The 24,342-nt window shown below is 66.0% G+C and carries 25 protein-coding genes; 13 read left to right on the top strand and 12 right to left on the bottom strand.

Features of this window, described 5'->3' with window-relative positions; translation table 11 throughout:
- Positions 1-28 precede the first annotated feature (28 nt).
- The 7 genes from G6N36_RS08400 to G6N36_RS08370 are packed head-to-tail and all read left to right on the top strand — an operon-like array spanning position 29 to position 6,854.
- Positions 29-733 (top strand): NIPSNAP family protein, encoded by a 705-nt coding sequence (locus G6N36_RS08400; protein ID WP_163686109.1) that lies wholly within the window; start codon positions 29-31, stop codon positions 731-733.
- An 11-nt stretch (positions 734-744) separates the two neighbouring features.
- On the top strand, positions 745-1,980 hold the full coding sequence (locus G6N36_RS08395) for a cytochrome P450 (RefSeq protein ID WP_163686108.1): 1,236 nt from the start codon (positions 745-747) through the stop codon (positions 1,978-1,980).
- 1 nt (position 1,981) lies between these two features.
- The gene (locus tag G6N36_RS08390) at positions 1,982-2,947 is read left to right on the top strand and encodes a zinc-binding dehydrogenase (RefSeq protein ID WP_163686107.1); all 966 of its coding nucleotides are present in this window, start codon (positions 1,982-1,984) and stop codon (positions 2,945-2,947) included.
- On the top strand, positions 2,944-3,687 hold the full coding sequence (locus G6N36_RS08385) for an HpcH/HpaI aldolase family protein (protein ID WP_163686106.1): 744 nt from the start codon (positions 2,944-2,946) through the stop codon (positions 3,685-3,687). The genes G6N36_RS08390 and G6N36_RS08385 overlap by 4 nt, the downstream gene beginning before the upstream one ends.
- The gene (locus tag G6N36_RS08380) at positions 3,684-4,406 is read left to right on the top strand and encodes an SDR family NAD(P)-dependent oxidoreductase (RefSeq protein ID WP_163686105.1); all 723 of its coding nucleotides are present in this window, start codon (positions 3,684-3,686) and stop codon (positions 4,404-4,406) included. Before G6N36_RS08385 ends, G6N36_RS08380 begins: the two co-directional genes overlap by 4 nt.
- A gap of 4 nt (positions 4,407-4,410) precedes the next feature.
- The gene (locus G6N36_RS08375) at positions 4,411-5,934 is read left to right on the top strand and encodes a flavin-containing monooxygenase (RefSeq protein ID WP_163686104.1); all 1,524 of its coding nucleotides are present in this window, start codon (positions 4,411-4,413) and stop codon (positions 5,932-5,934) included.
- Entirely contained in the window at positions 5,934-6,854 is a 921-nt protein-coding gene (locus G6N36_RS08370; RefSeq protein WP_163686103.1) for an alpha/beta hydrolase, read from the top strand. The genes G6N36_RS08375 and G6N36_RS08370 overlap by 1 nt, the downstream gene beginning before the upstream one ends.
- Position 6,855: 1 nt before the next feature.
- On the opposite strand, the gene G6N36_RS08365 is transcribed toward G6N36_RS08370, so the two are convergent.
- Positions 6,856-7,323, bottom strand: coding sequence for an SRPBCC family protein (locus G6N36_RS08365; protein WP_163686102.1), 468 nt, complete (start codon positions 7,321-7,323; stop codon positions 6,856-6,858).
- 3 nt (positions 7,324-7,326) lie between these two features.
- Complete coding sequence (locus tag G6N36_RS08360; RefSeq protein WP_179964742.1) at positions 7,327-7,995, bottom strand: GAP family protein; 669 nt, start codon at positions 7,993-7,995, stop codon at positions 7,327-7,329.
- Positions 7,996-8,051: 56 nt separating this feature from the next.
- Between G6N36_RS08360 and G6N36_RS08355 the strand changes: the two genes are divergently transcribed.
- Entirely contained in the window at positions 8,052-9,209 is a 1,158-nt protein-coding gene (locus tag G6N36_RS08355) for an acyl-CoA dehydrogenase family protein (protein WP_163686101.1), read from the top strand.
- An 81-nt stretch (positions 9,210-9,290) separates the two neighbouring features.
- Here the strand turns inward: G6N36_RS08355 and G6N36_RS08350 are convergent, their stop codons facing one another.
- Entirely contained in the window at positions 9,291-10,223 is a 933-nt protein-coding gene (locus G6N36_RS08350) for an LLM class flavin-dependent oxidoreductase (RefSeq protein WP_163686100.1), read from the bottom strand.
- Positions 10,220-10,369 carry a hypothetical protein gene (locus G6N36_RS08345; RefSeq protein ID WP_163686099.1) on the bottom strand — a complete coding sequence of 50 codons (150 nt, stop codon included), beginning with the start codon at positions 10,367-10,369 and terminating at the stop codon, positions 10,220-10,222. Before G6N36_RS08345 ends, G6N36_RS08350 begins: the two co-directional genes overlap by 4 nt.
- Positions 10,370-10,495: 126 nt before the next feature.
- On the opposite strand from G6N36_RS08345, the gene G6N36_RS08340 reads away from it, so the two are divergent.
- Positions 10,496-11,416, top strand: a complete 921-nt coding sequence (locus G6N36_RS08340) for an LLM class F420-dependent oxidoreductase (protein ID WP_163690547.1) — start codon at positions 10,496-10,498, stop codon at positions 11,414-11,416.
- A 17-nt stretch (positions 11,417-11,433) separates the two neighbouring features.
- On the opposite strand, the gene G6N36_RS08335 is transcribed toward G6N36_RS08340, so the two are convergent.
- From G6N36_RS08335 to G6N36_RS08320, 4 genes are read right to left on the bottom strand one after another with little or no spacing between them, the layout of a single operon-like run.
- Entirely contained in the window at positions 11,434-12,624 is a 1,191-nt protein-coding gene (locus G6N36_RS08335) for a cytochrome P450 (protein WP_163686098.1), read from the bottom strand.
- The gene (gene mhpA, locus G6N36_RS08330; RefSeq protein WP_163686097.1) at positions 12,617-14,158 is read right to left on the bottom strand and encodes a bifunctional 3-(3-hydroxy-phenyl)propionate/3-hydroxycinnamic acid hydroxylase MhpA; all 1,542 of its coding nucleotides are present in this window, start codon (positions 14,156-14,158) and stop codon (positions 12,617-12,619) included. The genes G6N36_RS08335 and mhpA overlap by 8 nt, the downstream gene beginning before the upstream one ends.
- On the bottom strand, positions 14,155-15,093 hold the full coding sequence (locus tag G6N36_RS08325) for a fumarylacetoacetate hydrolase family protein (protein ID WP_163686096.1): 939 nt from the start codon (positions 15,091-15,093) through the stop codon (positions 14,155-14,157). Before G6N36_RS08325 ends, mhpA begins: the two co-directional genes overlap by 4 nt.
- Positions 15,090-16,220 (bottom strand): VOC family protein, encoded by a 1,131-nt coding sequence (locus tag G6N36_RS08320; RefSeq protein WP_163686095.1) that lies wholly within the window; start codon positions 16,218-16,220, stop codon positions 15,090-15,092. The genes G6N36_RS08325 and G6N36_RS08320 overlap by 4 nt, the downstream gene beginning before the upstream one ends.
- Before the next feature lie 94 nt (positions 16,221-16,314).
- Between G6N36_RS08320 and G6N36_RS08315 the strand changes: the two genes are divergently transcribed.
- Positions 16,315-17,001, top strand: a complete 687-nt coding sequence (locus G6N36_RS08315) for a TetR/AcrR family transcriptional regulator (RefSeq protein ID WP_163686094.1) — start codon at positions 16,315-16,317, stop codon at positions 16,999-17,001.
- Here G6N36_RS08315 and G6N36_RS08310 read toward each other — a convergent pair.
- Positions 16,998-18,830, bottom strand: coding sequence for an acyl-CoA dehydrogenase (locus G6N36_RS08310; RefSeq protein ID WP_163686093.1), 1,833 nt, complete (start codon positions 18,828-18,830; stop codon positions 16,998-17,000). The genes G6N36_RS08315 and G6N36_RS08310 overlap by 4 nt on opposite strands.
- 142 nt (positions 18,831-18,972) lie before the next feature.
- Positions 18,973-19,650 carry a DUF427 domain-containing protein gene (locus G6N36_RS08305; protein ID WP_163686092.1) on the bottom strand — a complete coding sequence of 226 codons (678 nt, stop codon included), beginning with the start codon at positions 19,648-19,650 and terminating at the stop codon, positions 18,973-18,975.
- Positions 19,651-19,774: 124 nt separating this feature from the next.
- Here G6N36_RS08305 and G6N36_RS08300 point away from each other — a divergent pair, with 124 nt between their 5' ends.
- The gene (locus G6N36_RS08300; RefSeq protein WP_163686091.1) at positions 19,775-21,205 is read left to right on the top strand and encodes a WS/DGAT/MGAT family O-acyltransferase; all 1,431 of its coding nucleotides are present in this window, start codon (positions 19,775-19,777) and stop codon (positions 21,203-21,205) included.
- A gap of 113 nt (positions 21,206-21,318) precedes the next feature.
- Complete coding sequence (locus G6N36_RS08295; protein ID WP_163686090.1) at positions 21,319-21,852, top strand: hypothetical protein; 534 nt, start codon at positions 21,319-21,321, stop codon at positions 21,850-21,852.
- Here G6N36_RS08295 and G6N36_RS08290 read toward each other — a convergent pair.
- Positions 21,849-22,109, bottom strand: coding sequence for a DUF2631 domain-containing protein (locus G6N36_RS08290; protein WP_163686089.1), 261 nt, complete (start codon positions 22,107-22,109; stop codon positions 21,849-21,851). The two genes, G6N36_RS08295 and G6N36_RS08290, sit on opposite strands and share 4 nt — an antisense overlap.
- Before the next feature lie 89 nt (positions 22,110-22,198).
- Between G6N36_RS08290 and G6N36_RS08285 the strand changes: the two genes are divergently transcribed.
- Positions 22,199-23,032: a mycofactocin-coupled SDR family oxidoreductase gene (locus tag G6N36_RS08285; RefSeq protein WP_163686088.1), complete on the top strand. Its 834-nt coding sequence runs from the start codon at positions 22,199-22,201 to the stop codon at positions 23,030-23,032.
- Here G6N36_RS08285 and G6N36_RS08280 read toward each other — a convergent pair.
- On the bottom strand, positions 23,025-24,314 hold the full coding sequence (locus G6N36_RS08280) for a cryptochrome/photolyase family protein (RefSeq protein WP_163686087.1): 1,290 nt from the start codon (positions 24,312-24,314) through the stop codon (positions 23,025-23,027). The genes G6N36_RS08285 and G6N36_RS08280 overlap by 8 nt on opposite strands.
- Between the last annotated feature and the right edge of the window lie 28 nt (positions 24,315-24,342).

Below are 24,342 nucleotides of genomic sequence, written 5' to 3'. Positions count from 1 at the left end.
GGGTGCGACTGTCAACTAGGTGGCGGGTGTGAAGAAGTTCTACGGCCACACGCTTCTTTATCTGCACGAGACGATTGCGCTGGGTGAAGGCCGAAGCGAGCATTTCACCGAGGTCTTCAGCGAGGTCTACCACCCCATGATGGAGGCGCTCGGCGCGCGCCTCTTCGCGATGTGGGAGACCACGCCGTACAACGGTCATTGGCCCGAGGCGACCATCATCTGGGAGATCGACGCGTTCGCCGACTACGCCCGCATCGGTAAAGCGCAGGCGCCCGGCGGCAGCCATGCGGATGCGGCGGCGGCCTGGCGGACGTTCCTGTCCGAGATCCGAGCGTCCGGTGAGGGCCGCATCATGTACGCCGGGAAGTTCAACAGGCCACTCGCTGCGCTGACGGAGTCGAAATTCTCGGCTGGTCTGGTGATCCAGGAGATCATGCAGACCAAGCCGGGACGGCAGGACGACTACATCCGCGAACTCGAGCGCCTCTACGTGCCGTGGTCGGAAGCCACCGGAAAGCGATGGCTCGGATCGTTCATCACAACGTTCAGATTCAACGAGGTCATCCACTACTGGGCGTTGGACGGCGACTGGGACTGCTTCGAGAACCATTACCCGTCGTGGAAGGACAGCCCGCCCGCCGAGATCGTCACGTGGATGAGCGTCGCGCCCGCGCTGCGCGACGGTTGGGAGGACTCGATTCTGCAGGCGCTGCCCCCGTCGCCGCTGCAATGAATTTCCAAGTGATGCAGCCGATGAAAAACTTCTTCTACGATCCGTTCGACCCCGCGGTGATGGCCGACCCGCTGCCGTACTACCGCGTCCTGCGCGACGAGTATCCCGTGTACTACGTCGACAAGTGGGACACCTACGCGCTGTCGCGCTTCGACGACATCTGGCAGGTGCTGGCGATCGACGACGGGACGTTCGTCGCCTCGGAGGGAACGTTGCCCGCGGCAACGGTTCTGGCGACGCGCAACGACGGCCCGGTGCCCGATCCGCCGCTACATCCGCTGCCGTTCCACGCGAACTTCGACGCGCCGATCTACGATTCCGTCCGCCGCTGCACATCGGGTCCGTTCCGGCCAAAATCCGTTGCAGCACTGGCAGACCGAATCCGCGTCCTGGCCAACGAGCGGCTCGACGAATTGCTGCCGCGCGGCACCTTCGACCTGACCCAGGACTACGGCGGCATCGTCGCGGCATCGGTGGTCTGCGAATTGGTCGGCCTCCCCACCGATCTGGCAGCCGATGTGTTGGGGACCGTCAACGCCGGAAGCCTGGCCCAGCCGGGCAGCGGGGTGGAGGTGGCCAACGCGCGGCCCGGCTACCTGGAGTACCTGGTGCCGATCATCGAGCGCAGGCGTGCCGGCGACGGTCCCGAGTTGCCGATCGCCGACAATCTCATCGGCTACCGCCTGCCGGACGGTTCGGCGCTGTCTGACACGGAGGCCGCCGTGCAGATGCTCGGCGTCTTCATCGGCGGCACGGAGACCGTACCGAAGATCGTCGCGCACGGCCTCTGGGAACTGGGGCGCCGCCCAGACCAGTTGACCGCCGTACGTGCGGATCTCGACGCAAACGTCCCCGTCGCGCGAGAGGAGATGATCCGCTACTGCGCGCCCGCACAATGGTTCGCCCGGACCCTGCGCAAGCCGTTCACCATGCACGGGACGACGATGATTCCGGGCCAGCGGGTCGTCACGCTGCTCGCATCGGCCGGTCGCGACGAGCGCGAGTACCCCGAGCCCGACGAGTTCATCTGGGATCGCCGGATCGAGCGCCTGCTGGCGTTCGGCCGCGGACAGCACTTCTGCCTCGGTGTGCACCTCGCCCGTCTCGAAATCGCGATCATGGTGACTGAATGGCTGAAACGGGTGCCGGACTGGCGCATCATCAGTGAGGGCGCTACGCGCCCGCCGTCCAGCTTCCAGTGGGGCTGGAACAGTGTTCCTGTCGAGGTCCGTGTGGAGGTTGTGTGAGGTGTGGGCATACCGACTCGTTGCGCCGTACAGCTTTGAGCGACTTGATGTTCCGCCCAAGACCGCCGATGACGTGAGCGACGGTCACGTGTTGCTGCGCTTCATGGCGGCGGGGATCTGCGGCAGCGACCTGCCGCCGTTCCGCGGTGTGCGCGGCAAGATCGCAGGTGACCTTGGGCTGAACGCGGCCGAGATGGTGGGCTTCCCGGTCCACGAGGTCGTCGACGAAGTGGTGGCGAGCAAGCACAAGGACCACCGGGTGGGTGACCGGGTGGTGGGCTGGGCGTCCGGATTCGACGGGCTGATGGGGTTCGTGGTCGCCGACGGCGACGGCCTGGCACCCTACGATCCCGGCTTGAGCGCCTCACACGCCGTTGCGTTGCAGCCGTTGGCCTGCGTCTTGTACGCGCTCGAGCAGCTGGAGCTCGCGGGCCGACATGTCGCGGTCATCGGGCAGGGGTCGATCGGGCTGCTGTTCTCCTATGCGGCAAAGGCTCTGGGCGCGCGTCATGTGACCGGTATCGACCCCGTCGACCGCGACGGTGTCGGCAAAGAGTTCGGTGTCGACACCATTGTCCGCGCCACCAGCGACAGATGGGTGAGCCATCTGGAGCCCAGCGATCAGCCCGACGTCGTCATCGAGGCGGTCGGCCACCAGGTTGCCACGCTCGGCCATGCGATAGACGCCGCGGCGCCGGGCGGCACCGTGCTGTACTTCGGCGTGCCCGACGACGACAGCTATCCGATCAGCATGCGCGCGATGCTGCGGAAGAACCTCACCCTCAAGTCCGGTGTGACGCTCGACCGGCGGCGAGTCCTCGACGCGGCCAACGAGTTCGCCAAGAACCATCCGGAGCTGCTGGCCGCCTACGTCACGCACACGTTCGGTGTCGACGACGTGCAGTCGGCGTTCGACCTTGCCTGCCGGCCGGTGCCGGATCGGGTGAAGATCGCGATCGCCGCATGAGCAGCCGTTTTCAGGAGGCGCTCGCCGCGAAGCCGTGTGTGTGGGGCGGATGGGTGGTGGCGCCGACCATCATCGGGCCCGAAGAGTTCGCCAGGGCGGGATATGACTACGTCGGATTCGACGTCCAGCACGGCTATCTCGACGATGCCGATGTCGCACTGCTGCTGCGGCGGCTCGAGCACGTGCCGATTGCGACGGCAGTGCGGTTGCCGTCGGCGGATCCCGCGCCGATCGGTCGAGTTCTCGATGCCGGGGCCGACGCGGTGATCGTCGCGATGGTCGAATCGCCCGAAACAGCCTCCGCCGCAGTAGCCGCCACCCGGTACCCGCCGGCGGGGGTGCGCAGCTTCGGCCCGCTGCGTGCCGACATCGGGATCGACCCCGTTGCACACGAAGACCGCACGAGTGTCTTCGCAATGATCGAGACCTCCCGAGGACTGTCGGCGCTCGACGAGATTTGCGCCGTGCCGGGTCTATCCGGTGTCTACGTCGGCCCGGCCGATCTGGCGATCTCGCTGGGGGAGAACCCGATCACCGCGCTCAATTCTCCGGTGGTGCTCGACGCGATCTCTCGGATCCATTCCGGCGCCTCCGGTGCGGGGCTGGTCCCCGGCATCCACGCCAACGCGGGTAAGCCTGGGAAGGCCATGGCCGAGCTGGGGTTTCGGATGATAACGCTGGCATCGGAGTCTCAGGCGCTTCGGCGCGGCGCGGCGGCGCACCTCGAGGAGGCGCAGTGAGGTCGACCGAGCGGGTTGCGCTGGTCACCGGTGCGGCCCGTGGGCAAGGGGCGGCGATCGTCAGGCGACTGCACGCGGACGGCTTTCGGGTAGCCGCGTGCGATCTGCTGACGGATGAGCTCAAGGCCGGCACGAAGACGTTGGGCGTCGGTGTGCTCAGCGTCGAACTCGACGTGACGTCCGAGCAGCAGTGGGACAGTGCGGTGCGGCGGACCGTCGAGGAGTTCGGCGCACTGACCACCCTGGTCAACAACGCGGGTGTCCTGCACCGCGCCTCGTTCGCCGAGGAGACACCCGCAGGCTTCGAGGGGAGCTGGCGCGTCAACTGCCTCGGGCCCTTCCTGGGAATCCGGGCCGCGCTCGAACACCTGCGCCGCGCCGACGGCGCCGCGATCGTCAACACGTGCAGCACCGGAGCTATTCGAGCGTTTCCCAACCACGCGGCCTACGGCTCGTCGAAGTGGGCGCTGCGCGGCCTCACCCAGATCGCCGCCGCTGAACTCGCCGACTCGGGCATTCGTGTCAACGCGGTCCTACCCGGACCGGTCGAGACGTCGATGCTCGACCCCGTGACGCAGGCCCGGCTCGCGGAGAAGGGGCGGCTCGGCACCCCGATGGAGATCGCCGACGCCGTCGCTTTCCTGGTATCCGAGCAAGCATCCTTCATCACCGGTTCCGAACTCGTCGTCGACGGCGGACAGACCCTGCAGATCGGATGACCCCATGACCAAAGCTGTCTCGGTCGGCATCATCGGGGCTGGCCCGGGCGGGCTGGCGCTCGCGATCTTCCTGAAAAAGAACGGTTTTCGCGACTTCACGATCTTCGATCGCGAGGACGGCGTCGGCGGTACCTGGCGGATCAACACCTACCCCGGACTCGCCTGCGACGTGAAGTCACACCTTTACTCGTATTCGTTCGACCTCAACGCCCGCTGGTCACGGCTCTGGTCCGGCCAGCCCGAGATCGTCGAATACTTCGAACGCTGCGCGCAGCGCTACCACCTCGCGCCGCACTTGAAACTGCACACCGAGATCACCTCGGCCCGGTGGCATTCCGACACCCAGACCTGGCAGTTGAGCACCGCGAACGGCGAGGAGCACACGTTCGACGTGGTGGTATCGGCGATCGGACTGTTCACCCAGCCGGTGCTGCCCGACCTCGTCGAGGAAGAGCCGTTCACCGGAACGCTGATGCACACCGGGCGCTGGGACCACTCCGTTGACCTGACAGACAAGAGTGTCGCGGTTCTTGGTACGGGATCGACAGCGGCGCAACTTATTCCCGAGGTGGCGAAGGTGGCCAAGCAGGTCTACTCGGTGCAGCGGTCGCCGACGTGGATTCTCCCGAAGCCCGACCGCGCCTACACCCATCGCGAAAAGTGGCTGTTCGCCCATGTTCCGTTTGCCAAGAAGATCTACCGGACGCGGTTGTGGCTGCGCAGTGAGTCGAACATCAGCGTGATCGAAAACGGCAGTGACAAGACGCACGAGTTCAAGGACATCGCGCTGCGCACCCTCGATGCCGTGGTGCACGACGAAGAGTTACGCCGCAGGCTGACTCCGCAACACCCGTTCGGATGCAAACGGCTGGTCTTCGCGACGGACTATCTGCAGACCTTGACCGAACCCCATGTCGAGGTGGTTTCGAGTCCGGCTCGGGCTTTGCGCGCACGCTCGTTGGTGACCGCCGACCACCGCCGGCTCGACGTGGACGTGGTGTTGTGCGCGACCGGCTATGCCGCCGCGGACTACCTGGGCCAGATCGACGTCGTCGGCGAGGACCAGATCACGCTGCGGGAAACGTGGCGCGACGGGGCGTTCGCGTACCTCGGCATGTCGGTCCCCGGATTTCCGAACTTCTTCATGCTCTACGGCCCGAACACCAACGTCGGCTCCAACAGCGTCATCTTCATGCTGGAGGCGCAGGCCCACTACATCGTGCGCGCACTGAAGTACATGCGGCGCAAGCGGAAGACCTACGTCGCGGTGCGCAGCACGACGGTGTCGGACTTCATCGCCAGGATCGACGACTGGATGCAGGGCACGGTGTGGCTCACCCGGTGCAGCAACTACTTTCGCGCCCCCAACGGTCGTGTCGTCACTCAGTGGCCGCGTAGCGCACGCGTCTTCTGGAAGATGACGCGGCGGTTCCGTCCGGCCGAGTACACCTTCGAACCGCCGACCTGCCGGCCCGCTGTCGAGGTGCGATCACACACGACGGTCGCGGGATCGCCGGCGGCGACCTGATGAACGCCGACGCGGACCCCGCACACCGGCTGGACCCCGCATTGAGCCATCTGGCGGCGGCCCGCACCGATCTGTCACCGAGCGTCCTCGGCGTGGTCCGCGACTCGTTGAACCAGCGCCGCGCCGAGACCGCGAGAGCGGTCAACACTGCTGGGGTGGAGATCGAGCAGCGCGAGGTCGGCTCGATTCCAGTACGCATATATCGCGGAGCGGGCATCGCGTCGCCCGCGGTGATCTACTGCCACTCAGGAGCTTTCGTGCTCGGAAATCTGGACACCGACCACTGGCAGTGTGTCCAGTTCGCGAGACAGGGCAGCTGCACCGTGTTCTCCGTCGACTACCGACTGGCTCCCGAACATCCGCACCCCGCCGCGCTGGAGGACGCAATGGCGGTGCTGACCTGGGTGGCCGAGAACGCTTCCGAGCTAGGTGTGAACGTCGACCGGCTTGCGGTCGCGGGCAGCAGCGCAGGCGCGGCACTGGCCGCTCGGCTAGCGCAGTGCGCCGCCGACGGGGCAGCACCACCGGTCGTATTCCAGCTTCTGCACCAACCTGTGCTCGACGATCGGCCGACGCCGTCCAAGGACGAGTTCGCTGCCACGCCGGGGTTCGACGGACCTGCCGTCGAACAGATGTGGCGCCATTATGTCGGTGACGGTGCGGTCCCCGTCGACGCCGCTCCCGGGCGCATCCGTGAGTTATCAGGTGTCGCAGACGCATTGATCACCTGCTCGGAACTGGACCCGTTGCGCGACGAAGCGCTCGACTACGCGCAGCGTCTCATGTGGGCGGGCGTCGCCACCGAACTGCACGTCTTTCCCGGCACCTGTCACGGGTTCGACTCGCTGCTTCCGGAGTGGGAGACCAGCCAGCGCCTGTTCGAGCTACAGGGAGCTGCGCTACGTAAAGCGCTGTGGTGACCTACTCGCCTAGCTCCCGCGCGACCGCGGCGTGGTAGGCGTCGATGTTCGCGGGGTTGACCGTGCGGAAGAAGCCGTCCGGCAGCGGGGCGTGCTTGTATGCCTCGATGGTCATGGTTCGAGCGAACAGCGTGACACCGTCTAAACGAGTGAAGTGGTACTGCACCGTGATCCGGCCCTCCATGCCCCCGTTGCCGTCGCGGTCGTGGCCGAGCCGGCCTACCGAATTGAACATCCACAGCGTGGGGCGCATGGCGATGGCCAGGTGCCACGTGAAGATCCGGTCACCGTCGGGCCCGGCCTCCGCCCACGTGTCGCCGACCTTGAGTGGGAGGGTTTGCGGCAACCCTTCGATATGTGCGCTGCCCGGATACGTCTTGGGCCAGTTGGCGGGATCGGTGACGAAGTCGTAGATCGCCTCGGGTGGTTGGCTGAAAGCCGTCTCCGAACTTGTGGTGACGATGCCCACGGGTCATGCTCCTTCGGTTTGCAGGTCGCTGAATCCCACGATCAGCAGGGTGATTCCGACCGCCAAGAGGATGACGGCCGTGACGAGTCCGCTGCGTCGGTGCAGCCACTCCTTGAATCGGGTGAGTTGGTCGTCGGCCCGCGTACCCACCGCCATGTACGCGAGCACCGGGACCGCGACCGTCGAACTGGCGATCGCAGAGTAATAGACGGTGGCGCCGGTTGCCACGGAGATGCTGACGCCTGCGGCGCCGATCAACAGCCCGGCCGCGGCGGTGGCGGCCAACATCTTCGGATTTGTCAGGACGAGCAATGCCCCGATCGCGGCGGCCCCGACGGGGGTGAGCCGACTGAACTTGACGAGCCATGGCGGTTCCTCCGTCATCCCGTCGCGCCGAAACCACACCCATACCCCGATCACGATGACGATGCCGCCGACCACGATGAGCACCCGCGGAGAGACGGGCCGATTCAGGCCGCCGATCAGTCGAGGCGCCTGCAGGAACAGGGCGGTCACCGCGGCAAGGGCGAGTAGCCTGCCCGCCAGGAACGCCCAGCCGTTCGCGCGGGGGCGATCGGTGTGGAGCACCAGAAAGATGGCGATGATGATCGAGAACGGCGATATCGCAACCACCATCGCCGGTGCCAGGACCTGGCTCAGAACTGTCGACATCAGACGCGACTCTACAGCGGCTTTACAGATCGATCAGAAAGTGTCACGCTCGGAACGTGGACTTCTCCCGCGTCGAATTGTCTGCCGACGACCAGGCCTTCCAGGACGAGCTCCGGGCGCTGCTGAAGACTCTCGTGACCGATGACGTGATCCGGCGGGACCGCGAGACAGGGGAGAACTTCGACGAAGGCGTTCATCTCGCGCTCGGTGAGGCTGGCTACCTGGCCGCCGAGTTCAACGATGAAGCCGACGGTGGCTTCAGCCGACTGCGACGCCGGCTTTGGAACCTCGAGATCGGCCGCGCACACACGCCGTGGTTCCACTGGGGCACGACGGCGATGGTCGCGCGTGCGGTGCGGGAGTTCGGCTCCGACGAGCTCAAGGCGGAAGTGCTGGAGCGTGCCCTGTCGGGCCGGATCCGCCTGTGCCTGGGCTACACCGAACCCGAAGGCGGTTCCGACGTCGCCACCTGCAAGACGCGCGCAGTTCGCGACAATGACGGCTGGATCATCAACGGTTCGAAGATGTTCACCTCCAATGCGCAGAACGCCGCATACGTCTTCCTGATCACGAACACCAATCCGTCTGCGCCGAAACATCAGAGCCTCACCATGTTCCTGGTCCCATTGGACTCCCCGGGTGTAGAGATCCAGCCGCTGCGCACCGTGGATGGCGACCGCACGAACATCACGTACTACAGCGATGTGCGCGTCGACGACCGGTACCGCGTCGGTGAGGTCAACGGCGGCTGGACCGTGCTGCGGGATGCGCTCAACGACGAGCACGGCACCGTCGAACGCCGAGCAGACGGTCTGCAGAAGATCGCGGCCATGGCCGAGCACCTGGTCTTGCTCGCCGAGGCCATTGACAAGGTCGCGCCGTTGGTCGGTGATGACGATGCGGTGAAGTACCGGCTGGGACGCGGCATCGCGCGCATGGAGGCGGCGATGAGCACACCCGACATGTTCGGCCGGGTCGCCAACGCGCAAACCATGCGTGACGTGTCGCTGGACCTGATGGACATCCAGGGCACGGTGTCGACGCTGCCTGTCGACGCGCACGGCGCTCAGGCCGCCGGGGGAGCCGAGTACGTCTTCCGACTGGCGGGGCCGACCGGTATCTACGCCGGAACGCTCGAGGTGTTCCGCAACATGATCGCCCAACATGCGCTGGGCCTAGGTCGTCCCGCGTACGCGCCGCCGGCGAAGCGCTAGTTTTCGTGCGTTGAGTGTGGGCTGGTCGCACCCATGGGGGCGCAAAAAGCGTGCGGGTAACGCACGTTCGGCGAGATGAGGTCAGAGGTTTGCGACCACCTCGGCGGCGAGCAGGTCGAGTGTCTCGTCGGATCCGCGGTCGTGGGTGAACAACACGATCTGGCCGAAACCCATTTCCTGAAGGTCGTGTAACCGGTCGACGATCGCCGGCGGCGTGCCGACGAGACCACCTTCCTCGAGCCCGAACGCCGGTATACCGAAACGCTTCTCGGCGAGCCCGCGCACACCCGGCAGAGATGTGTCGTCGGCGGCCAAAGCCATCACCGCCTCGATCGACATCACGATCGTCGACGGGTCCCGACCGATCGCGTCGCACAGCGCCCGCAACACGGAGATCTTGTGCTCGAGTTCGCCCAACGCATACGTCGGGACGTTCCAGACATCGGCGTAGCGTGCGACCAACGGCAGCGTGTACTTTTCGCCGACACCGCCGACGACGATCGGCGGTCCGGGCTGTTGCGCCGGGCCGGGTTTGATCGGCATGTCCTTGACGACGAAATGCTCTCCGCTGAAATCGATCACCTCGTCGGCGAAGGCCTGATGCAGGATCTGCAGCGTCTCGCCGAGGCGTTCGGACCGTTCGGCGAAGGTGCCCCACGGCAACCCAAGGCGGGAATGCTCATCCTCGATGGATCCGCTGCCGATGCCGAGCGCGAGCCTGCCCACCGAGATCTGATCCAGCGTGGTCGCCATCTTGGCCAGCACCGCGGGATGGCGAAACTGGTTGCATAACACCATGTGTCCGACCCTGATCCGTTCGGTGCGGCTGAGCAGCGCGGTGGCCAGCGTCCACGCCTCCATCGACGGGTACTCCGGCATGCCGGGTGCGTAGAGGTGGTCGTAGAGCCAGATCGAGTCGATTCCGAGTTGTTCGCACCGCAGCGTCCGATGCAGCACCTGCTCGTAGGTGAAGCCCATTTGAGGCAGGTACACCCCGATCTCCGGCTTGTTCATGCCCGCAACTCCAATCGTCGGTGGCTGATGGTCGTCGTGCCGTCCGCCCGTGCGTCGAACCAGGCCCGGATCGGCGACCACGTCTGCAGCCGCTCGCCGAGTAGCAGCGGCTGGCGGACGGGGAAACCGTCGTCTCGCTCATGCACGATGACCCTTCTGCGGCCGTGAACGCTGTACTTTCCGTGATTCGCATGGTAACGACATTCTCGGAAATCGAGAAGATTGTTCTGGTATTGAATGCGCGGCTCGGCCGCGCGGAAGCGGAGCACTATATGCGGTTCACGTTCACCCACCCGATGCACAGCCATCCGTACAACCCGGAGCTGGTGACCGGGTCGGGCATCGCCACCGTCGCGGCGGCGGCCGAGGCGGCCGGGTTCCACGGTTTCGGGTTCACCGATCACCCGGCGCCGTCGCACCGATGGCTGGAGTCCGGCGGGCACGATGCGGTGGACCCGTTCGTGGCGATGGGCTATGCCGCGGCGCGGACGACGACGCTGCGGCTGATCCCGAACATCGTCGTGCTGCCGTACCGAAATCCGTTCGTGGTGGCCAAGGCAGGCGCCACGCTCGATCTGCTGTCCGACGGCCGGTTCACCCTTGGAGTCGGTGTCGGCTACCTCAAGCGGGAGTTCACCGCGCTGGGCGTTGACTTCGACGAACGCGCGGCCTTGTTCGAAGAGGCTCTCGAGGTGATCCGAGGCATCTGGACCACCGACGACTTCTCTTATGAGGGGCGACATTTCAGTGCCAAGGGCATCACCGCGCACCCGAGGCCGGTGAGCACCCCGCACCCGCCCATCTGGATCGGTGGCAACACCGCTGCCGCGCGCAAGCGCGTCGTCCTGCACGGTGACGGCTGGTGCCCGTTCCCGGCGCCTGCGATGCTCGCACAGACCGCGCGCACCGCCGTGATGGATGCCGAAGTTCTGGCCGAGGGTGTCGAGGATCTGCGCCGCCGGTTCGACGCCGCGGGCCGGGACTTCACCGGCATCGACATCACCTTCACCAACGCCGACGGCGGCAGCCCCGGCGGCGACGACTTCAACGCCGACGCGTATCTCACCGGTCTGGAAAAGCTCGCGGCGGTGGGTGTCACGTGGGTGCAGGTCGGCCTGCCGGGCGACAACCTGGCGCACGTGTTGGACACCATCGAACGTTTCGGCAGCTCGGTCATCAAGGCCGCGGGTTGAGTGGGGCCGAGCGGCGATCAGGCGCCGATCAGCCTGAGGGGAAGCCGTTCGTGTCGGCGGATGATGTTGTTGAGCGCCCACGTCGGCGGTCCCGCCAACTCGATCCGTTCGACACGGTCGGCCAGTGCTCGCAGCATCGCCTGGGTCTCCAACCGCGCCAACCCTTGTCCCGCGCAGGCGTGGGTGCCGTGACCGAACCCGAGGTGGCGAGTGGCGTCGCGCCGGATGTCGAACGTGTCGGGGGTATCCCATTCGAGTTCGTCGCGATTGGCCGAGGAGTACAGGACCAGGACCTGTGCACCCGCGGGTATCCGGTGTCCGGCGATGTCGGTGTCGACGGTGACGCGGCGGCCGAACGCCCGCAGCGGCGACTCGAAGCGGACGATCTCGTTGACCGCGTTGGGGATGATCCCGGGGTCCTCCCTGACCAGCTGCCACTGGTCGGGGTGCGAGGCGAACAGGTGCAGCGCATTGGAGATCGCGCTGATCGTGGTATCGAGCGACGGGGCGATGTAGTCGATCATCAGCGGGGCGCACTCGGCGCGGGACACCTTGCCGGCGTCGGCCGCGAGCAGCAGCTCATGGCCGACGCTGCCCTCGATCAGGCTGCGGTCATGCACCACGCGTCGGGCATAGCCGAGCATTCGAAGGCTTGCCGGTATGGACCGCAGCGCTCGCCTGTTCATCGGGCCGAGGACGTCGAAAGTGGCTGCACCCCAAGATAGTAGGTGGGTGCGCTGTTCGCGCGGCCAGCCGATCAGATCGGGTACCACCGCCATGGGCAATGCGAACGCGAGGTCCTCGACACCGTCCACCTCGGCGCGTGTCAGCGCGACGTCGACCACCTTGGCGGCCTGCGCCTGAACGTCTTCGTCGATGCCGCGCAGGGCACGGGGCAGGAGGCGGTGCGCGACCAGCTTGCGTCGCTGGTCGTGTTCGGCGCCGTCACTCACCAGCGTCGTGCCGCGGGAGAGACGATTGGTCAGCGCGTTGAGCGCCACGCCCTTTTCGGAGGCGAAGGTCGTATCGTCGCGCAGCACCGCCTTGCATTCGGCGAACGTCGGCAACGCGTACACGCGGTGTCTGGACAGCCAGACGACGGGTCCGAGCTTGCGCAGGGCAGCGTAGTGCGGGTACGGGTCGACAATCGCGTCGGTGGTGTAGATGTTCGATCCGTAGGTGGGGACGCCGCTGCGCGTTCTAGGCATGGGATCGGATCCTTTTGCCGCATGTGAAGGTCGGGAGCACGCGATAGATCTTGCGCGCGTCGCGTGCGGCATACATGACCGTGCGGTCCGGCCGCAAGATCGCCGCTGCGGCGTGACCGCGGCGAAGCCACTGGCCGAGTTCCGATCCGGGCGAAGCGATGTGGACCGCGACGCCACGGGCGTCGAGCGTCGAGTGCTGCGCGGCGGTCGGCGTCACCGACGTGATGACCGAGAACCCGTCGCCGAGCACATCGTCGAGTCGATGGCCGTCGCTGCACACCGAATTCGGGCACAGTGTGCCCGCCAGGTTTCCCGGCACGCGCCTCGATCGTACGTAGGCCGAACGATGTAGTGCGGGGGTGCGGCTATCCAGGATCTTGCCGCGCATACCGGGAACGAACCGCAGACGGGTCACCAGCACTCGCCGGGCGAGGTTGCCCCATTCCCCGCCCGCCGTCATGGCCCAGCCGACGGTCAACGCGAGCCGAATCATGTGCCGCGCGTGTGGTTGGCGTTCCTGCTCGTAACTGTCGAGAGTGGCAGGCGGAAGCTCGCCGGTGATGACGCCGGCGAGTTTCCACGCCAGGTTCATCGCGTCGCGCAAGCCCGCACCGAGGCCCTGGCCGACGAACGGCGGGGTGAGATGTGCGGCGTCGCCCAACAGGAAGATGTTGCCGCGTCGCCACCGGTCGGCGATCCGGGCACGAAAGGTGTATTCGGTGACGCGAATCAACTCGATGTCGTCGTCGGTGACGTTCGACGTCCATGGGGCGATCAGCGGGCGCAGTGCTTGGATGCTCCGGAACTCGTCGGCCGATTCGCCGGGCAGGAGCCGGAATTCCCAGCGATACCGTGAGGGTCCGATCCGCATGTACGTACCGGCCCGCATCGGATCGCACACCTGATGCACGCCGTCCCACTGGTCTAGATCGGCGTCGGTGGCCGCATCGACGACGAGCCAGCGCTGGTCGAACTTCATGTCGTGCATGCAGCTGCCGATCTGGTTGCGCACGACGCTGTTTGCGCCGTCGCAACCCAGCAGATAGCCGGTGTCGACGACATGCGTGGAGTCATCGGTTCGGTCGATGTAGGTGACCCGGACGCGGCCGTCGTGTTGTTCGGCGACGTCAACGACCTCGACGTCGCCTCGCAGTTCGACGCAGGGGTAGCTTTTCAGGTTGGCGCGCAGCAGCGCCTCGAGGTCGGGCTGGTCGAACATGTTGGCCTGCGGAAAACCGTTGACCGACAACGCGGTCTCGCGGCGGAACTCGGCGAGCACCCGCATCGAGGGGTCGAGCAGACGAAGACCTTGGGCCGGCCGTGAGATCGCGGAGAACTCATCGGCGATTCCGAGACGCGCGACAATGCGGCAGATCTCGTCGTCGAGATGCACCGCACGCGGCTGTGGATAGACCGCACCCCACCTTTCGAGGATCAGACAGCGAATACCATACTGCGCCAACAGAGTAGCGGCCGTCGCGCCGGTGGGCCCCGCTCCCACGACGACAACGGCAGGCGAATCCTCCGGCGTCACACATGCCTCACGATGGTGCGCTGCACACCGAGGTCGATGGCACCGTCGTCGGTCGCGACGCTGAGTTCCACCGTGTCGCCGTCCTTGAGGTACTTCGTGTTCTTGGCCTGCCGCTTGAAGAACACCTTCCACTTGACCGCGGGCGGAAGCAGCGATCCGATCACCTCGATCGGCTTCGGCGGGGCGCTCAACGCGGTCCCGACGGGCGTACCGGTCATCACCAGGTCACCCGCGGCCAGGTCCTGGAATCGGGCCAGCGACTTCAGCGCCTGCGCGGGCGGGTAGATCATGTCGCCCCCGACGACCGTGTCCTGGCGGATCTCGCCGTTGACCCTCAGCTGCAGACGCAGATCGGTGAAACGCTTGAGTTCGTCGGCGTCGAGCAGCACCAGCGCGGGCCCGACCGGTGTGAACGTCGGATAGGACTTGCCCTCATAGAACTGGGTCTGGGGGAGTTGGATGTCGCGGGCCGAAACATCGTTGGTGACAACGAGTCCGGCGATGTAGTCGGACAGCTGAGATTCGGCGATCTCGGTGCCTACGGGGATGTCCCGTCCGATCACCAGACCGATTTCGACCTCGTAGTCGAGGAGCTTCACGTGTTCGGGTTTGACGATGTCGTCGAATGGACCGCTGATCGACGCCGAGGACTTGCGGAAGAAGGTGAGCGGGATCGAGGCGGGGTCCATGCCCGCGTCTTTGACGTGCGATGCGAAGTTCGTCATCTGCGCCACGACGCGGCAGGGCCGAGTCACGGGGGAGATCAGCGTCAGGGAATCCACCGGCACGGTCTCGGTGCTGTGGCTTGCCCACTCGATCGCCGCTCGGTCCTGGAGCAGGTCACCGGTCGTGGTCGCGGTGGTGGAGATCTTCGCGGCACCGGTCGGGGTGTGGACCCACCAGGCGTCGGCGGTGCGCAATATGGACGTGGTCATGAGCTGGCTACTTTCATCAGGCCGCGCAGGCGGGTGAGGGTGAATTCGTTCTGGTCGCGCAGGGCGTTGAGGATCGAACGTGCTTCGTGAGGAAGCGCTTTGGGGTTGATGCCGAGGAAGTCCTTGGTGACGGCGGGACCCCACTGAGACAGGCCTGACGCCGTGAACGGAGCCCAGCCCGGCTCCAGGGTGTTGTCGAACATGTCGCCGTCGGCGAAGTGCTCCACGAGGAATCCGTCTGGGTCGCGCCAGTAGTCGAAGAGCTGGCTGCCCTGGATGTGGCGCCCGATGCCCCATGAGCGGAAATAGCCACGCTCGCGCAGATATTCGCCGCCGGCGGCGAGCGCGTCCAGGTCGCACACCTGGTAGGCCGAGTGCACGTACCGGTTGACCGGTCCCAGCGTCATCGCCAGGGTGTGATGGTCGGCGGGGGCCGTGCCCCGGTCGCAGCGCATGAAGCTCATCACCGGGCCGCGATCACGTTGGCCTGGGTAGTAGAGGAAGTCGCTGACGATCATCCCGAGGTTGTCGAGATACCAGTTCAACGCCTCGGTGTACCGGGTGGAAGAAATGACGACATGCCCGAGTCGCTGAACCCTGGCCGGCGCGCGGGTGGGGCGTTGGGTGGCGTTGGCGCGCGCGACCCGGTCGCCGAAGTTGAAGACGTGCGCTTGCTGGCGCGGCAGGGCGGGCAGCGGGTGCATGCCCGCGACCACCTTGACCGGAACTCCGCTCGGATCGACGAGATCGACCGACACGCCTCCGATGGATTCGGGGAGTGCGCGGACGCCGATGCCGTTCGCATCGGCGAGGCGCAATACATCGACCTCGTCCTGAGCCGCGAACGCGGTGCCGACGAACCGCGAGCGGGCGCCTCTGCGCAGAATCACGCACGGTGCGCCCGGGTCGGTGCCGCGCAGTTGCACCTCGTTGTGGGTGCGCATCGCAGTGGTGAACCCGAAGGCCTGCGCGAACGCCTCGGCGCGCGCGAGGTCCGGTTTCTCGAACTCCAGCCACGCGATATCGCCGACCTTGATGACCGGATTTCGCGACCTCCCCGGATGCTCGCCGGACCGCGCCCCGTGCTCGCTGTGCAGGTCGCTGTGGGTGCCGGCGGTGTCGCCCATGCTGCACCTCCCTCGTGTATCGACACTGACTGACGAAATCGTCACATACGACGCGACGCTCAGTCAAGTAATCCTGACGAAATCATCAAAAGTGATGGACTCTGCTACCGTGAGGAGGGTGAGCGATCAATCGGACGCGTCGGTCAATAGGCTTGAACGGCGCAAACAGCGCACGCGCGCCGCGTTGATCAAGGCGGCGCAGAGCTTCATCGCCGCGGGCAAGGTCAACGTCCCAGTCCTGGAGATCACCCAGGCGGCCGATGTGGGAATGGGCTCCTTCTACAACCACTTCGAGAGCAAAGAGCAGCTTTTCGAGGCGGCGATCACCGATGTGCTCGACACCCATGGCGCCCTGCTCGACGAACTCACCTCGTCGATCGAGGACCCCGCCGAAACATTCGCTCGCAGTTACCGGCTGACCGGCCGGTTGTTCCGGCGTCGTCCGCAGGAGAGCCAGATTCTGCTGGCACACGGTATGCGGCTGCTCGCGTCGGAGAAGGGGTTGGCGCCACGCGCCCTGCGTGACATCCGGGAGGCCAACCGGGTCGGGCGATTCACCGTCAGCGACCCCGAACTCGCCTTGGCCATGGCCGGTGGCGCACTGCTGGGGTTGGGCAATCTGTTGCGCAATCAACCCGATCGTGACGACGCCGCGGCCACCGACGCTGTCACAGAGGACATTCTGCGACTGTTCGGTCTGCCCGCCGACGAGGCACGGGAAATCTGCAGCCGTCCGCTGTCGGAACTGGACGCGCTCACCGGACCGGACTCGGCGGCCTAGAACGCTGCCTCGGGCAGTCGCATGATCTCGTCGTCCATGGTGCCGACGATTCCGCGCACCGAGCTGACGATCGGCAGCCGCTGCGAGGCGAAGAACGTCGCAGTCGCGACCTTGCCCTGATAGAAGGCCTCATCACCGCGCGCGGGTCCAGCCGTCAGCGCCGCTTGTGCGACGTCCGCGGCTACCAGCAGCCGCCACCCGATGAGCAGATCGCCGACCGCCATCAGGTAGGGCACCGAGGACAGACCGATCTTGTAGATCTCCGAAGGCTCTTCCGATGCCGCCATCAGGTATCCGGTCAGGCTCGCCGTCATCGCCTGCACATCCTCCAGCGCGACCCGCAACTGATCGGCCTGTGACTTCAGCGCTTCGTCACAGCCGTCGATCGTCTTGCTGATCTGCGTAGCCACATGGGCCAACGCCGCGCCGTTGTCGCGGAAGATCTTGCGGAAGATGAAATCCAGCGCCTGGATCGCCGTCGTGCCCTCATACAGCGAGTCGATTTTCGCGTCGCGGATGTACTGCTCGATCGGATAGTCCTGCAAGAACCCCGACCCGCCGAGCGTCTGCAGCGATTCGGTCAAATTCTCGTAGGCACGTTCGGAGCCGACGCCCTTGACGACCGGCAGCAGCAGGTCGTCGACCCGGTGGGCCATATCGGGATCCGCACCCGAGACATGTTGGGCGACATCATTGTTCTGATGCGCCGCGGCGTACAGGTAGAGCGCGCGCAGACCCTCGGCGTATGCCTTCTGCGTCATCAGGCTGCGCCGGACATCGGGATGGGAGATGATCGCCACGCGCGGTGCCGTCTTGTCGGTCATCTGAGTCATGTCGGCGCCCTGCAGGCGCTCCTTGGCGTAGGCCAGCGCGTTCAGGTACCCCGCCGACAGCGCGCCCGCGGACTTGACGCCGATGGTCATGCGCGCGTTCTCGATCACGGTGAACATCTGCGCGATGCCGTTGTGGATGTCGCCGACCAGATAGCCGACCGCCGGTATTCCGTCCGCGCCGAATGTCAGTTCGCATGTCGGCGAGGACTTGAGTCCCATCTTGTGCTCTAGGCCAGTCGCGAAAACCCCGTTGCGAGGGCCGAGTTCGAACGTCTCGGGATCGAAGAGGAACTTCGGCACGTAGAACAGGCTCAACCCCTTGGTTCCCGGGCCGGCGCCCTCGGGTCTGGCCAGCACGAGGTGAACGATGTTCTCCGCGGTGTCGCCGACGTCTCCGCCGGAAATGAAGCGCTTGACGCCTTCGATGTGCCAGGTGCCGTCGGGCTGCGCGATGGCTTTGGTGCGGCCGGCTCCGACATCGGAACCGGCATCGGGCTCGGTGAGCACCATGGTCGACGCCCAGCCGCGCGCCACACCCTCTGCGGCCCATCGCTTCTGCTCGTCGGTGCCCTCGATGAACAGCGCGTTGGCCATGGTGGGACCCAGCGCCCACCAAAAGCCGGCGGACGGGTTGGCGGCCACCAGCATTTCGTTGACCGCCCACACCAATGGGGAGGGTGCCGGTACGCCGCCGATCTCCTCGGCGATGCCGATACGCCACCAGTCCGAATCCTTGATGGCCTGCACCGACTTGGCTAATTCTGTTGGCACGCTGACTGAGTGTGTCGCGGGGTCGAATACCGGCGGGTGGCGGTCGGCGGCGGCGAACGATTCCGCGACGGGCCCTTCGGCGAGCCGGGCCACTTCGTCGAGCATGGTGCGTGCGGTGTCTTCGTCGAGGTCGCCGTAGGCGCCGGAGTCCAGAACGGTGCCCAGCCCGAGCACCTCGAAGAGGTTGAACTCGAAATCGCGCACGTTTGCTATGTAGTGCCCCACCGCTGTTTCCCTTCGCGTCGCGAAACTCATAGAAGTGTGGCTGACCAGGGAAAACGTACGCAACCGTAACCTACGCCACCGTAGGGGAACGACGTCCGGACACGGCGGGACGTGGGCACCAGCCGGTCGGCCGGCTGTCTGATCAGGGTTGGGGCAGGTCGGCTGCTACGTCCAACTTGCCGGGATCGAAGCTGAAAAACCCTTTGATGGAAAGAGATTCGGGTGGCGGATCCGCGTAACTCCACGCGACGTCGTCAAGGACTTCGCCGCTGCGAACCGCCGACCAGTAGGTCGCGTAGCCCTTGTAGTTGCAGTAGCTGCTCGTCTCCGAGCGCCGCAACAGTTCGGTGCGCACGAGCGAAGGGGCGACATAGAGACGGGGCTCGAGCGCGGTTTCGAAGACGATGACGGTGTCGGTGGTGTCCACCAGGATGTCGCCATCGAGGGCGACCCGCAGCCTGCGGTCGGTGGGCCGGCAGTCGACGCGGTGATAGGGATTCGGCGGGTAATGGACGAGGCGGCGGCCTTCCTCCAGCCACGCGTCGACCGCGTCCCACGGCACCCGGACGTAGCCTGGCGCCTCGGGCACCGCTTCGCTTGGAAGATCGCCGATCTCGTCGGCCGGGAACGCGTAGCTCGAGGGCCGGTCGGGCCGGTGCACCAACAGCGCCCGCTCGGTGTCGATCACCGCGCGACCGTCGCGCAATGCCCGGATTCGACGTGGGTGCGGTTCGACGAAAACGGTGCCGGCCGCCAAGGACGGTGTGAACCATCCGGCGGGATTCGTGCTCAACGGTCCATGCCCGGTGACCAGACTCATGGACCCAGCCTTACAAAGCTGCGACGAAGTGTCATTTCTTTGGCGAAGTCCTGTGACTTCGCCGATGAAGGAGTGTGATTGGGGCACGCGGGGAACACGACGGTGACCGCGACGGAGGGGGAATGTGAAGCGACTGAACGGCGTCGACGCCTTGATGTTGTACACCGAGACACCCGAGATCCACATGCACACGCTGAAGATCGGCGTGCTCGACGTGTCGGGTGTCGACGGTTTCAGCTTCGATCTGTTTCGCCAGGTGGCGTATCCGCGATTGATGGCCCTGAGCCCGCTGCGCTATCAGCTCGTCGACATCCCGATGAAGTTGCATCACCCGATGTGGGTGGAGAACGACGACATCGACCTCGACTATCACCTGCATCAGGTACGCGTGTCCGCACCGGGCGGCCGCCGTGAACTCGACGCGCTGATCGGTGAGATCGCCAGTACGCCATTGGATCGCAGCCGTCCGCTCTGGGAGATGTACCTCGCCGAGGGACTGACCGGGAACCGCATCGCGATCATTCACAAGGTCCACCACGTCCTCGCCGACGGCGTCGCATCGGCCAACCAGATGGCCAAGGTGATGGAGCCGCTCCTTTCCGCAACCCAAGCGGTACCGCCCCTTGACGACATGCCTCGCACCAGGGGGCACCTGTTGGCCGAGGCAGGCCGCGACCACGTCAGCCTGATCCGGAAGCTGCCCCGACTGGTGAGCGAGACCGCCACCGGCATTTCAAAGGTTCGGCGGCGGTCCAAGGAACGCGGCGATCATCCGGATCTGGCCCGCAACTTCGCGCCACCGCCGAGCTTTGTCAACCACCTCGTGACACCCACGCGACGGTTCGCCACGGCGCCGCTCGCGCTGTCGGACGTCAAGGAAACCGGTAAGCACCTGGGTGTCACCCTCAACGACGTCGTGCTGGCGACGGTCGCGGGGGCCCTACGCCGTCTGCAGCTGCGCTACGACGGGCACGCCGAACTGCCTCTGATTGCGGGGGTTCCGGTGAGCACCAACCCGTCGCGGGAGCGATTGACCGGCAATGAATTCACCTACATCACCCCGTCGTTACCGGTCCACATCGACGATCCGCTCGAGCGGGTGCGGCTTACCGCGCTGTCCACGGGCATCGCCAAGGAGAATCACCAACTGCTAGGGCCGGCGCTGCTGCCCGCGTGGATGTCCTATCTTCCGCCGGCCATGGCACCTGCGATATTCCGCCGCCAGGCCCGGCGCGTCGAGTCGGCGAGTGTGTTCAATCTGACGGTCTCGAACGTGCCCGGTCCGCGAGAACGCGGCGTGATCGAAGGCGGCATTGTCACCGAGATCTACTCCGTCGGGCCGGTGGTCGCCGGCAGCGGCATGAACATCACGGTGTGGAGTTATGTCGACCAGCTCGCGATCTCGGTGCTCACCGACGATGTCACCCTGACCGACCCGCACGAGGCCACCGACGCGATGATCGACGCGTTCGTCGAGATACGCGAGGCGGCGGGCCTGACCGGCGCGCTGACGGAGGTGGGCGCCGCGATGCCGATGGCCGCCGCAGCGTGTTGAGCAGGGGTTACGTGCGAGGGCCCGTCGTCCTGGGTTTACAGATTCGCTGAAATCGTCATGCGGACCCGAAAATGGTCCTTTACAGATCCTCGGGAAAGTGTCACGCTTCGTAGGTGCCTTTGCCCCTCGACGATTCGAACGCCATCGGGAGCCGTCGCTATCAGCTGACCGTGGTGACCGCGAGCACTGCCGACCTGGTCGGCTCGGCCGGCGGATGGCTGTGTGACAAGGCCAGAGCCGGGTGGGACGTGCGGGTGGTGCTCACCGACGACAGCGACACGCGGCCGCTCGCGATCCTGGGTGCGTCACCGCTGGGCGGTGACGCCGCGCTGTCCGACGTGATGAAGATGGCCTCGCTCGGCGGAGCGCTGGCACTGTCCGCGGGTGTGCTCGCCGACGAGCGGATACGAGCCGGTGTGCTCGGGATTTTGAAGCGCGGGTTGACGCAGGTGACGGTGTGGGGTCAGGACTGGCCCGCCGAGTTCAGTCGTATGCCTGACCCGGTCGAGCACAAGCTCAGTTCGGCCGCCCGGGCGTTCAAGGCTCACGCGCTGGGTGCGGCGACGATGTCGAAAAGTCAGATCGCAGGAACCGAGACGCTGTACAGCCTCAGCGCGAACGCACTGCGCCCGCTGCACTCGGTCTAGCGGATCCAGCCGCGGCGGCGCAGCCACCAGTCGCGGCCGACCAGGGCGAGGATCAGCAGCGCGAAGCCGATGAGGAATGCGTCCTCGACGCGACCGACGTGGTTGCCGCGCATCATCGCCAGCAGGAAGAGTGCTGCGACGATGCCGCCGAGGTGGATGGCCTTGTGGTTCTCCTTCGACCAGCCCCACTCAGCGGATGGCACTTCCTCGACATCGATATTGCGGCCGGTGTGTCGCTCGACCTCAGTGGTGGTCACGGCGGCTCCTCGCGATGGGCGGACAACTGCCGACATTCTGGCATACGCGGTTGTCGGGGGTGTTTCGCGCGCCCGTAGGGTCATGCGTCATGGCAGACCAGTTCGACGGACGAGTCGCTTTCATCACCGGCGCGGCTCGGGGTCAGGGCCGTGCGCACGCTGTGCGGTTCGCCGAGGAGGGTGCCGACATCATCGCGCTGGATCTGTGCGATCAGATCGACAGCGTCGCCTATCCGATGGCGACCCCCGAGGACCTCGACGAGACGGTCCAGCTGGTCGAGAAGACCGGACGCCGGATTGTGGCCGAGCGCGCGGACGTCCGCGATCTCGAAGCGCTGAAGGCTGTCGTGGCCAACGGGGTCGCCGAGTTCGGTCGCATCGACTTCGTGCTCGCCAATGCGGGGATCCTGCCGGCCGCCGGTGACCCGGGTAGCGAGATCGGGGCGTTCGTCGACGCGGTGAACGTCATGCTCAACGGCGTCTACTTCACGATCGTCGCCGCGCTGCCCGCGATGCTCGAGCACGGCGACGGCGGCGCCATCGTGATCACCAGCTCAGCGGCGGGATTCCGGCCGGTCACGGTCGACTTCGGCACCGCCAGCCACGGCGCGGCGGGTTACACCGCCGCGAAGCACGGTGTGATCGGATTGATGCGACACTTCGCAATAGCGCTGGCCGAGAAGAATATTCGCGTCAATACGGTCCATCCCGGTGGGGTGGCGACGCCGATGATCTACAACGAGGCGATGGCACAGTGGTCCGTGGAGCACCCGAATTTCAGCCCGTCGCAGCAACCGCTGCTGGACCACCCGCCCGTAGAGCCGGAGGTCATCAGCGACACCATGGTCTACCTGTGCGGGGAGTCCGGGCGATACCTCACCGGGGTGGCGCTGCCGGTCGACGGCGGACAGATCATCAAGTGATCTCGCCGTAGCGGCGCAGCGCCTCGGCCCGTTCCTCCTTGTGATCGACGATCGGATCGGGGTAGTCCTCGTCGATATCGGGAACCCACCGCCGCACGTATTCGCCGTCGGGATCGAACTTCTCGCCCTGCGTCGTCGGGTTGAACACCCGGAAATAGGGTGCCGCGTCGGTGCCGCAGCCCGCGGCCCACTGCCAGCCGTGCTGGTTGTTCGCCATGTCCCCGTCGACCAGTTGGTCGAGGAACCAGCGGGCTCCCCACTGCCACGGCAGGTGCAGGTCCTTCACCAGAAACGACGCCACGATCATCCGCACGCGGTTGTGCATGAAGCCGGTTTCGGCGAGCTGTCGCATACCGGCGTCGACGATGGGATAGCCCGTCCTGCCTTCTTTCCAGGCGTCGAACAGCTTGCGTGCGTTCTTGTCGTCGTCGACCTGAATCTTGTCGAACGCCTTGTTCCAGTTCCACCATGCGCTGTCCGGCCATTCGTTGAGCACCGCGGCGTAGAAGTCGCGGAACGCCAGCTCACGCAGATACGCCTGCGCGCCTGCGCCATCGCCGAGGTCGGCTGCCATGGTGCGCGGGTGGATGGCGCCGAACTTCAGATGCGCCGACATCCGGCTGGTAGCGGGTAGGTCCGGCCGGTTGCGATCTTTGTCGTATCGCTCAAGGTGCTTGCGCACGAACGACTTCCACTGACGCCGGGCCGCGCCCTCTCCCGCGGGCAGCTCCAATTCGACCCCGCCCTCGGGGATCTGAACCCTGCCGGGCACATCGCCGGGATCAATCCACTGCGCGGATTTGGGTCCGGACGACGCGGGTGACCGCCAACCGTGCTTGCGCCACGCCGCGTAGAACGGGGTGAACACCTTGTAAGGCGTGCCGTCGTCCTTCGTGACGCGTCCCGGCGATACCAGGTAGGGCGACCCCGACTCTTCGAGCGAAACATCACCAAGGGCGTCGCGCACCGCATCGTCGCGTCGCCGCCCGAACGGCGTGTAGTCCCCGGACACGTGAACGGAGGAGGCGCCGATCGCTTTCGCCAAGGCCGGAATGCGCTTCTCCGGGCGGCCGCGGCTTACGTGCAGGCGCCCGTCGAGGCTGTCGTGCAGATCGCGAAGCGCGTCATACAGGTACTGCAGCCGTCGCTGCCCGGCCGATGCCTTCAGCCGCGGGTCCAGCACGTAGCAGGCGAGCACGTCGCCGTCGGCGGTCGCGGCGTCCAGCAGAGCCGGGTGGTCGTGCAGCCTCAGATCGCGCCTGAACCACAACAGTGTGGGCATGGCATTGATGCTGCCCGAAATTCCCGGT

It is taken from the genome of Mycolicibacterium gadium, assembly GCF_010728925.1.
GTDB lineage: Bacteria > Actinomycetota > Actinomycetes > Mycobacteriales > Mycobacteriaceae > Mycobacterium > Mycobacterium gadium.
Note: the sequence above shows the minus strand (reverse complement) of the source record. Positions and strands in the feature narration are given on the sequence as shown.

What these genes read in the sequence shown, in the direction of transcription:
- G6N36_RS08285 (WP_163686088.1), top strand. Translation starts at nt 22,199, where the DNA reads ATGGCAGACCAGTTCGACGGACGAGTCGCTTTCATCACCGGCGCGGCT.
- G6N36_RS08360 (WP_179964742.1), bottom strand. Translation starts at nt 7,995, where the DNA reads ATGTCGACAGTTCTGAGCCAGGTCCTGGCACCGGCGATGGTGGTTGCG.
- G6N36_RS08350 (WP_163686100.1), bottom strand. Translation starts at nt 10,223, where the DNA reads ATGAACAAGCCGGAGATCGGGGTGTACCTGCCTCAAATGGGCTTCACC.
- G6N36_RS08335 (WP_163686098.1), bottom strand. Translation starts at nt 12,624, where the DNA reads ATGCCTAGAACGCGCAGCGGCGTCCCCACCTACGGATCGAACATCTAC.
- G6N36_RS08320 (WP_163686095.1), bottom strand. Translation starts at nt 16,220, where the DNA reads ATGGGCGACACCGCCGGCACCCACAGCGACCTGCACAGCGAGCACGGG.
- G6N36_RS08375 (WP_163686104.1), top strand. Translation starts at nt 4,411, where the DNA reads ATGACCAAAGCTGTCTCGGTCGGCATCATCGGGGCTGGCCCGGGCGGG.
- G6N36_RS08340 (WP_163690547.1), top strand. Translation starts at nt 10,496, where the DNA reads ATGCGGTTCACGTTCACCCACCCGATGCACAGCCATCCGTACAACCCG.
- G6N36_RS08325 (WP_163686096.1), bottom strand. Translation starts at nt 15,093, where the DNA reads ATGACCACGTCCATATTGCGCACCGCCGACGCCTGGTGGGTCCACACC.
- G6N36_RS08385 (WP_163686106.1), top strand. Translation starts at nt 2,944, where the DNA reads ATGAGCAGCCGTTTTCAGGAGGCGCTCGCCGCGAAGCCGTGTGTGTGG.
- G6N36_RS08370 (WP_163686103.1), top strand. Translation starts at nt 5,934, where the DNA reads ATGAACGCCGACGCGGACCCCGCACACCGGCTGGACCCCGCATTGAGC.
- G6N36_RS08395 (WP_163686108.1), top strand. Translation starts at nt 745, where the DNA reads ATGCAGCCGATGAAAAACTTCTTCTACGATCCGTTCGACCCCGCGGTG.
- G6N36_RS08305 (WP_163686092.1), bottom strand. Translation starts at nt 19,650, where the DNA reads ATGAGTCTGGTCACCGGGCATGGACCGTTGAGCACGAATCCCGCCGGA.
- G6N36_RS08315 (WP_163686094.1), top strand. Translation starts at nt 16,315, where the DNA reads ATGGACTCTGCTACCGTGAGGAGGGTGAGCGATCAATCGGACGCGTCG.
- G6N36_RS08280 (WP_163686087.1), bottom strand. Translation starts at nt 24,314, where the DNA reads ATGCCCACACTGTTGTGGTTCAGGCGCGATCTGAGGCTGCACGACCAC.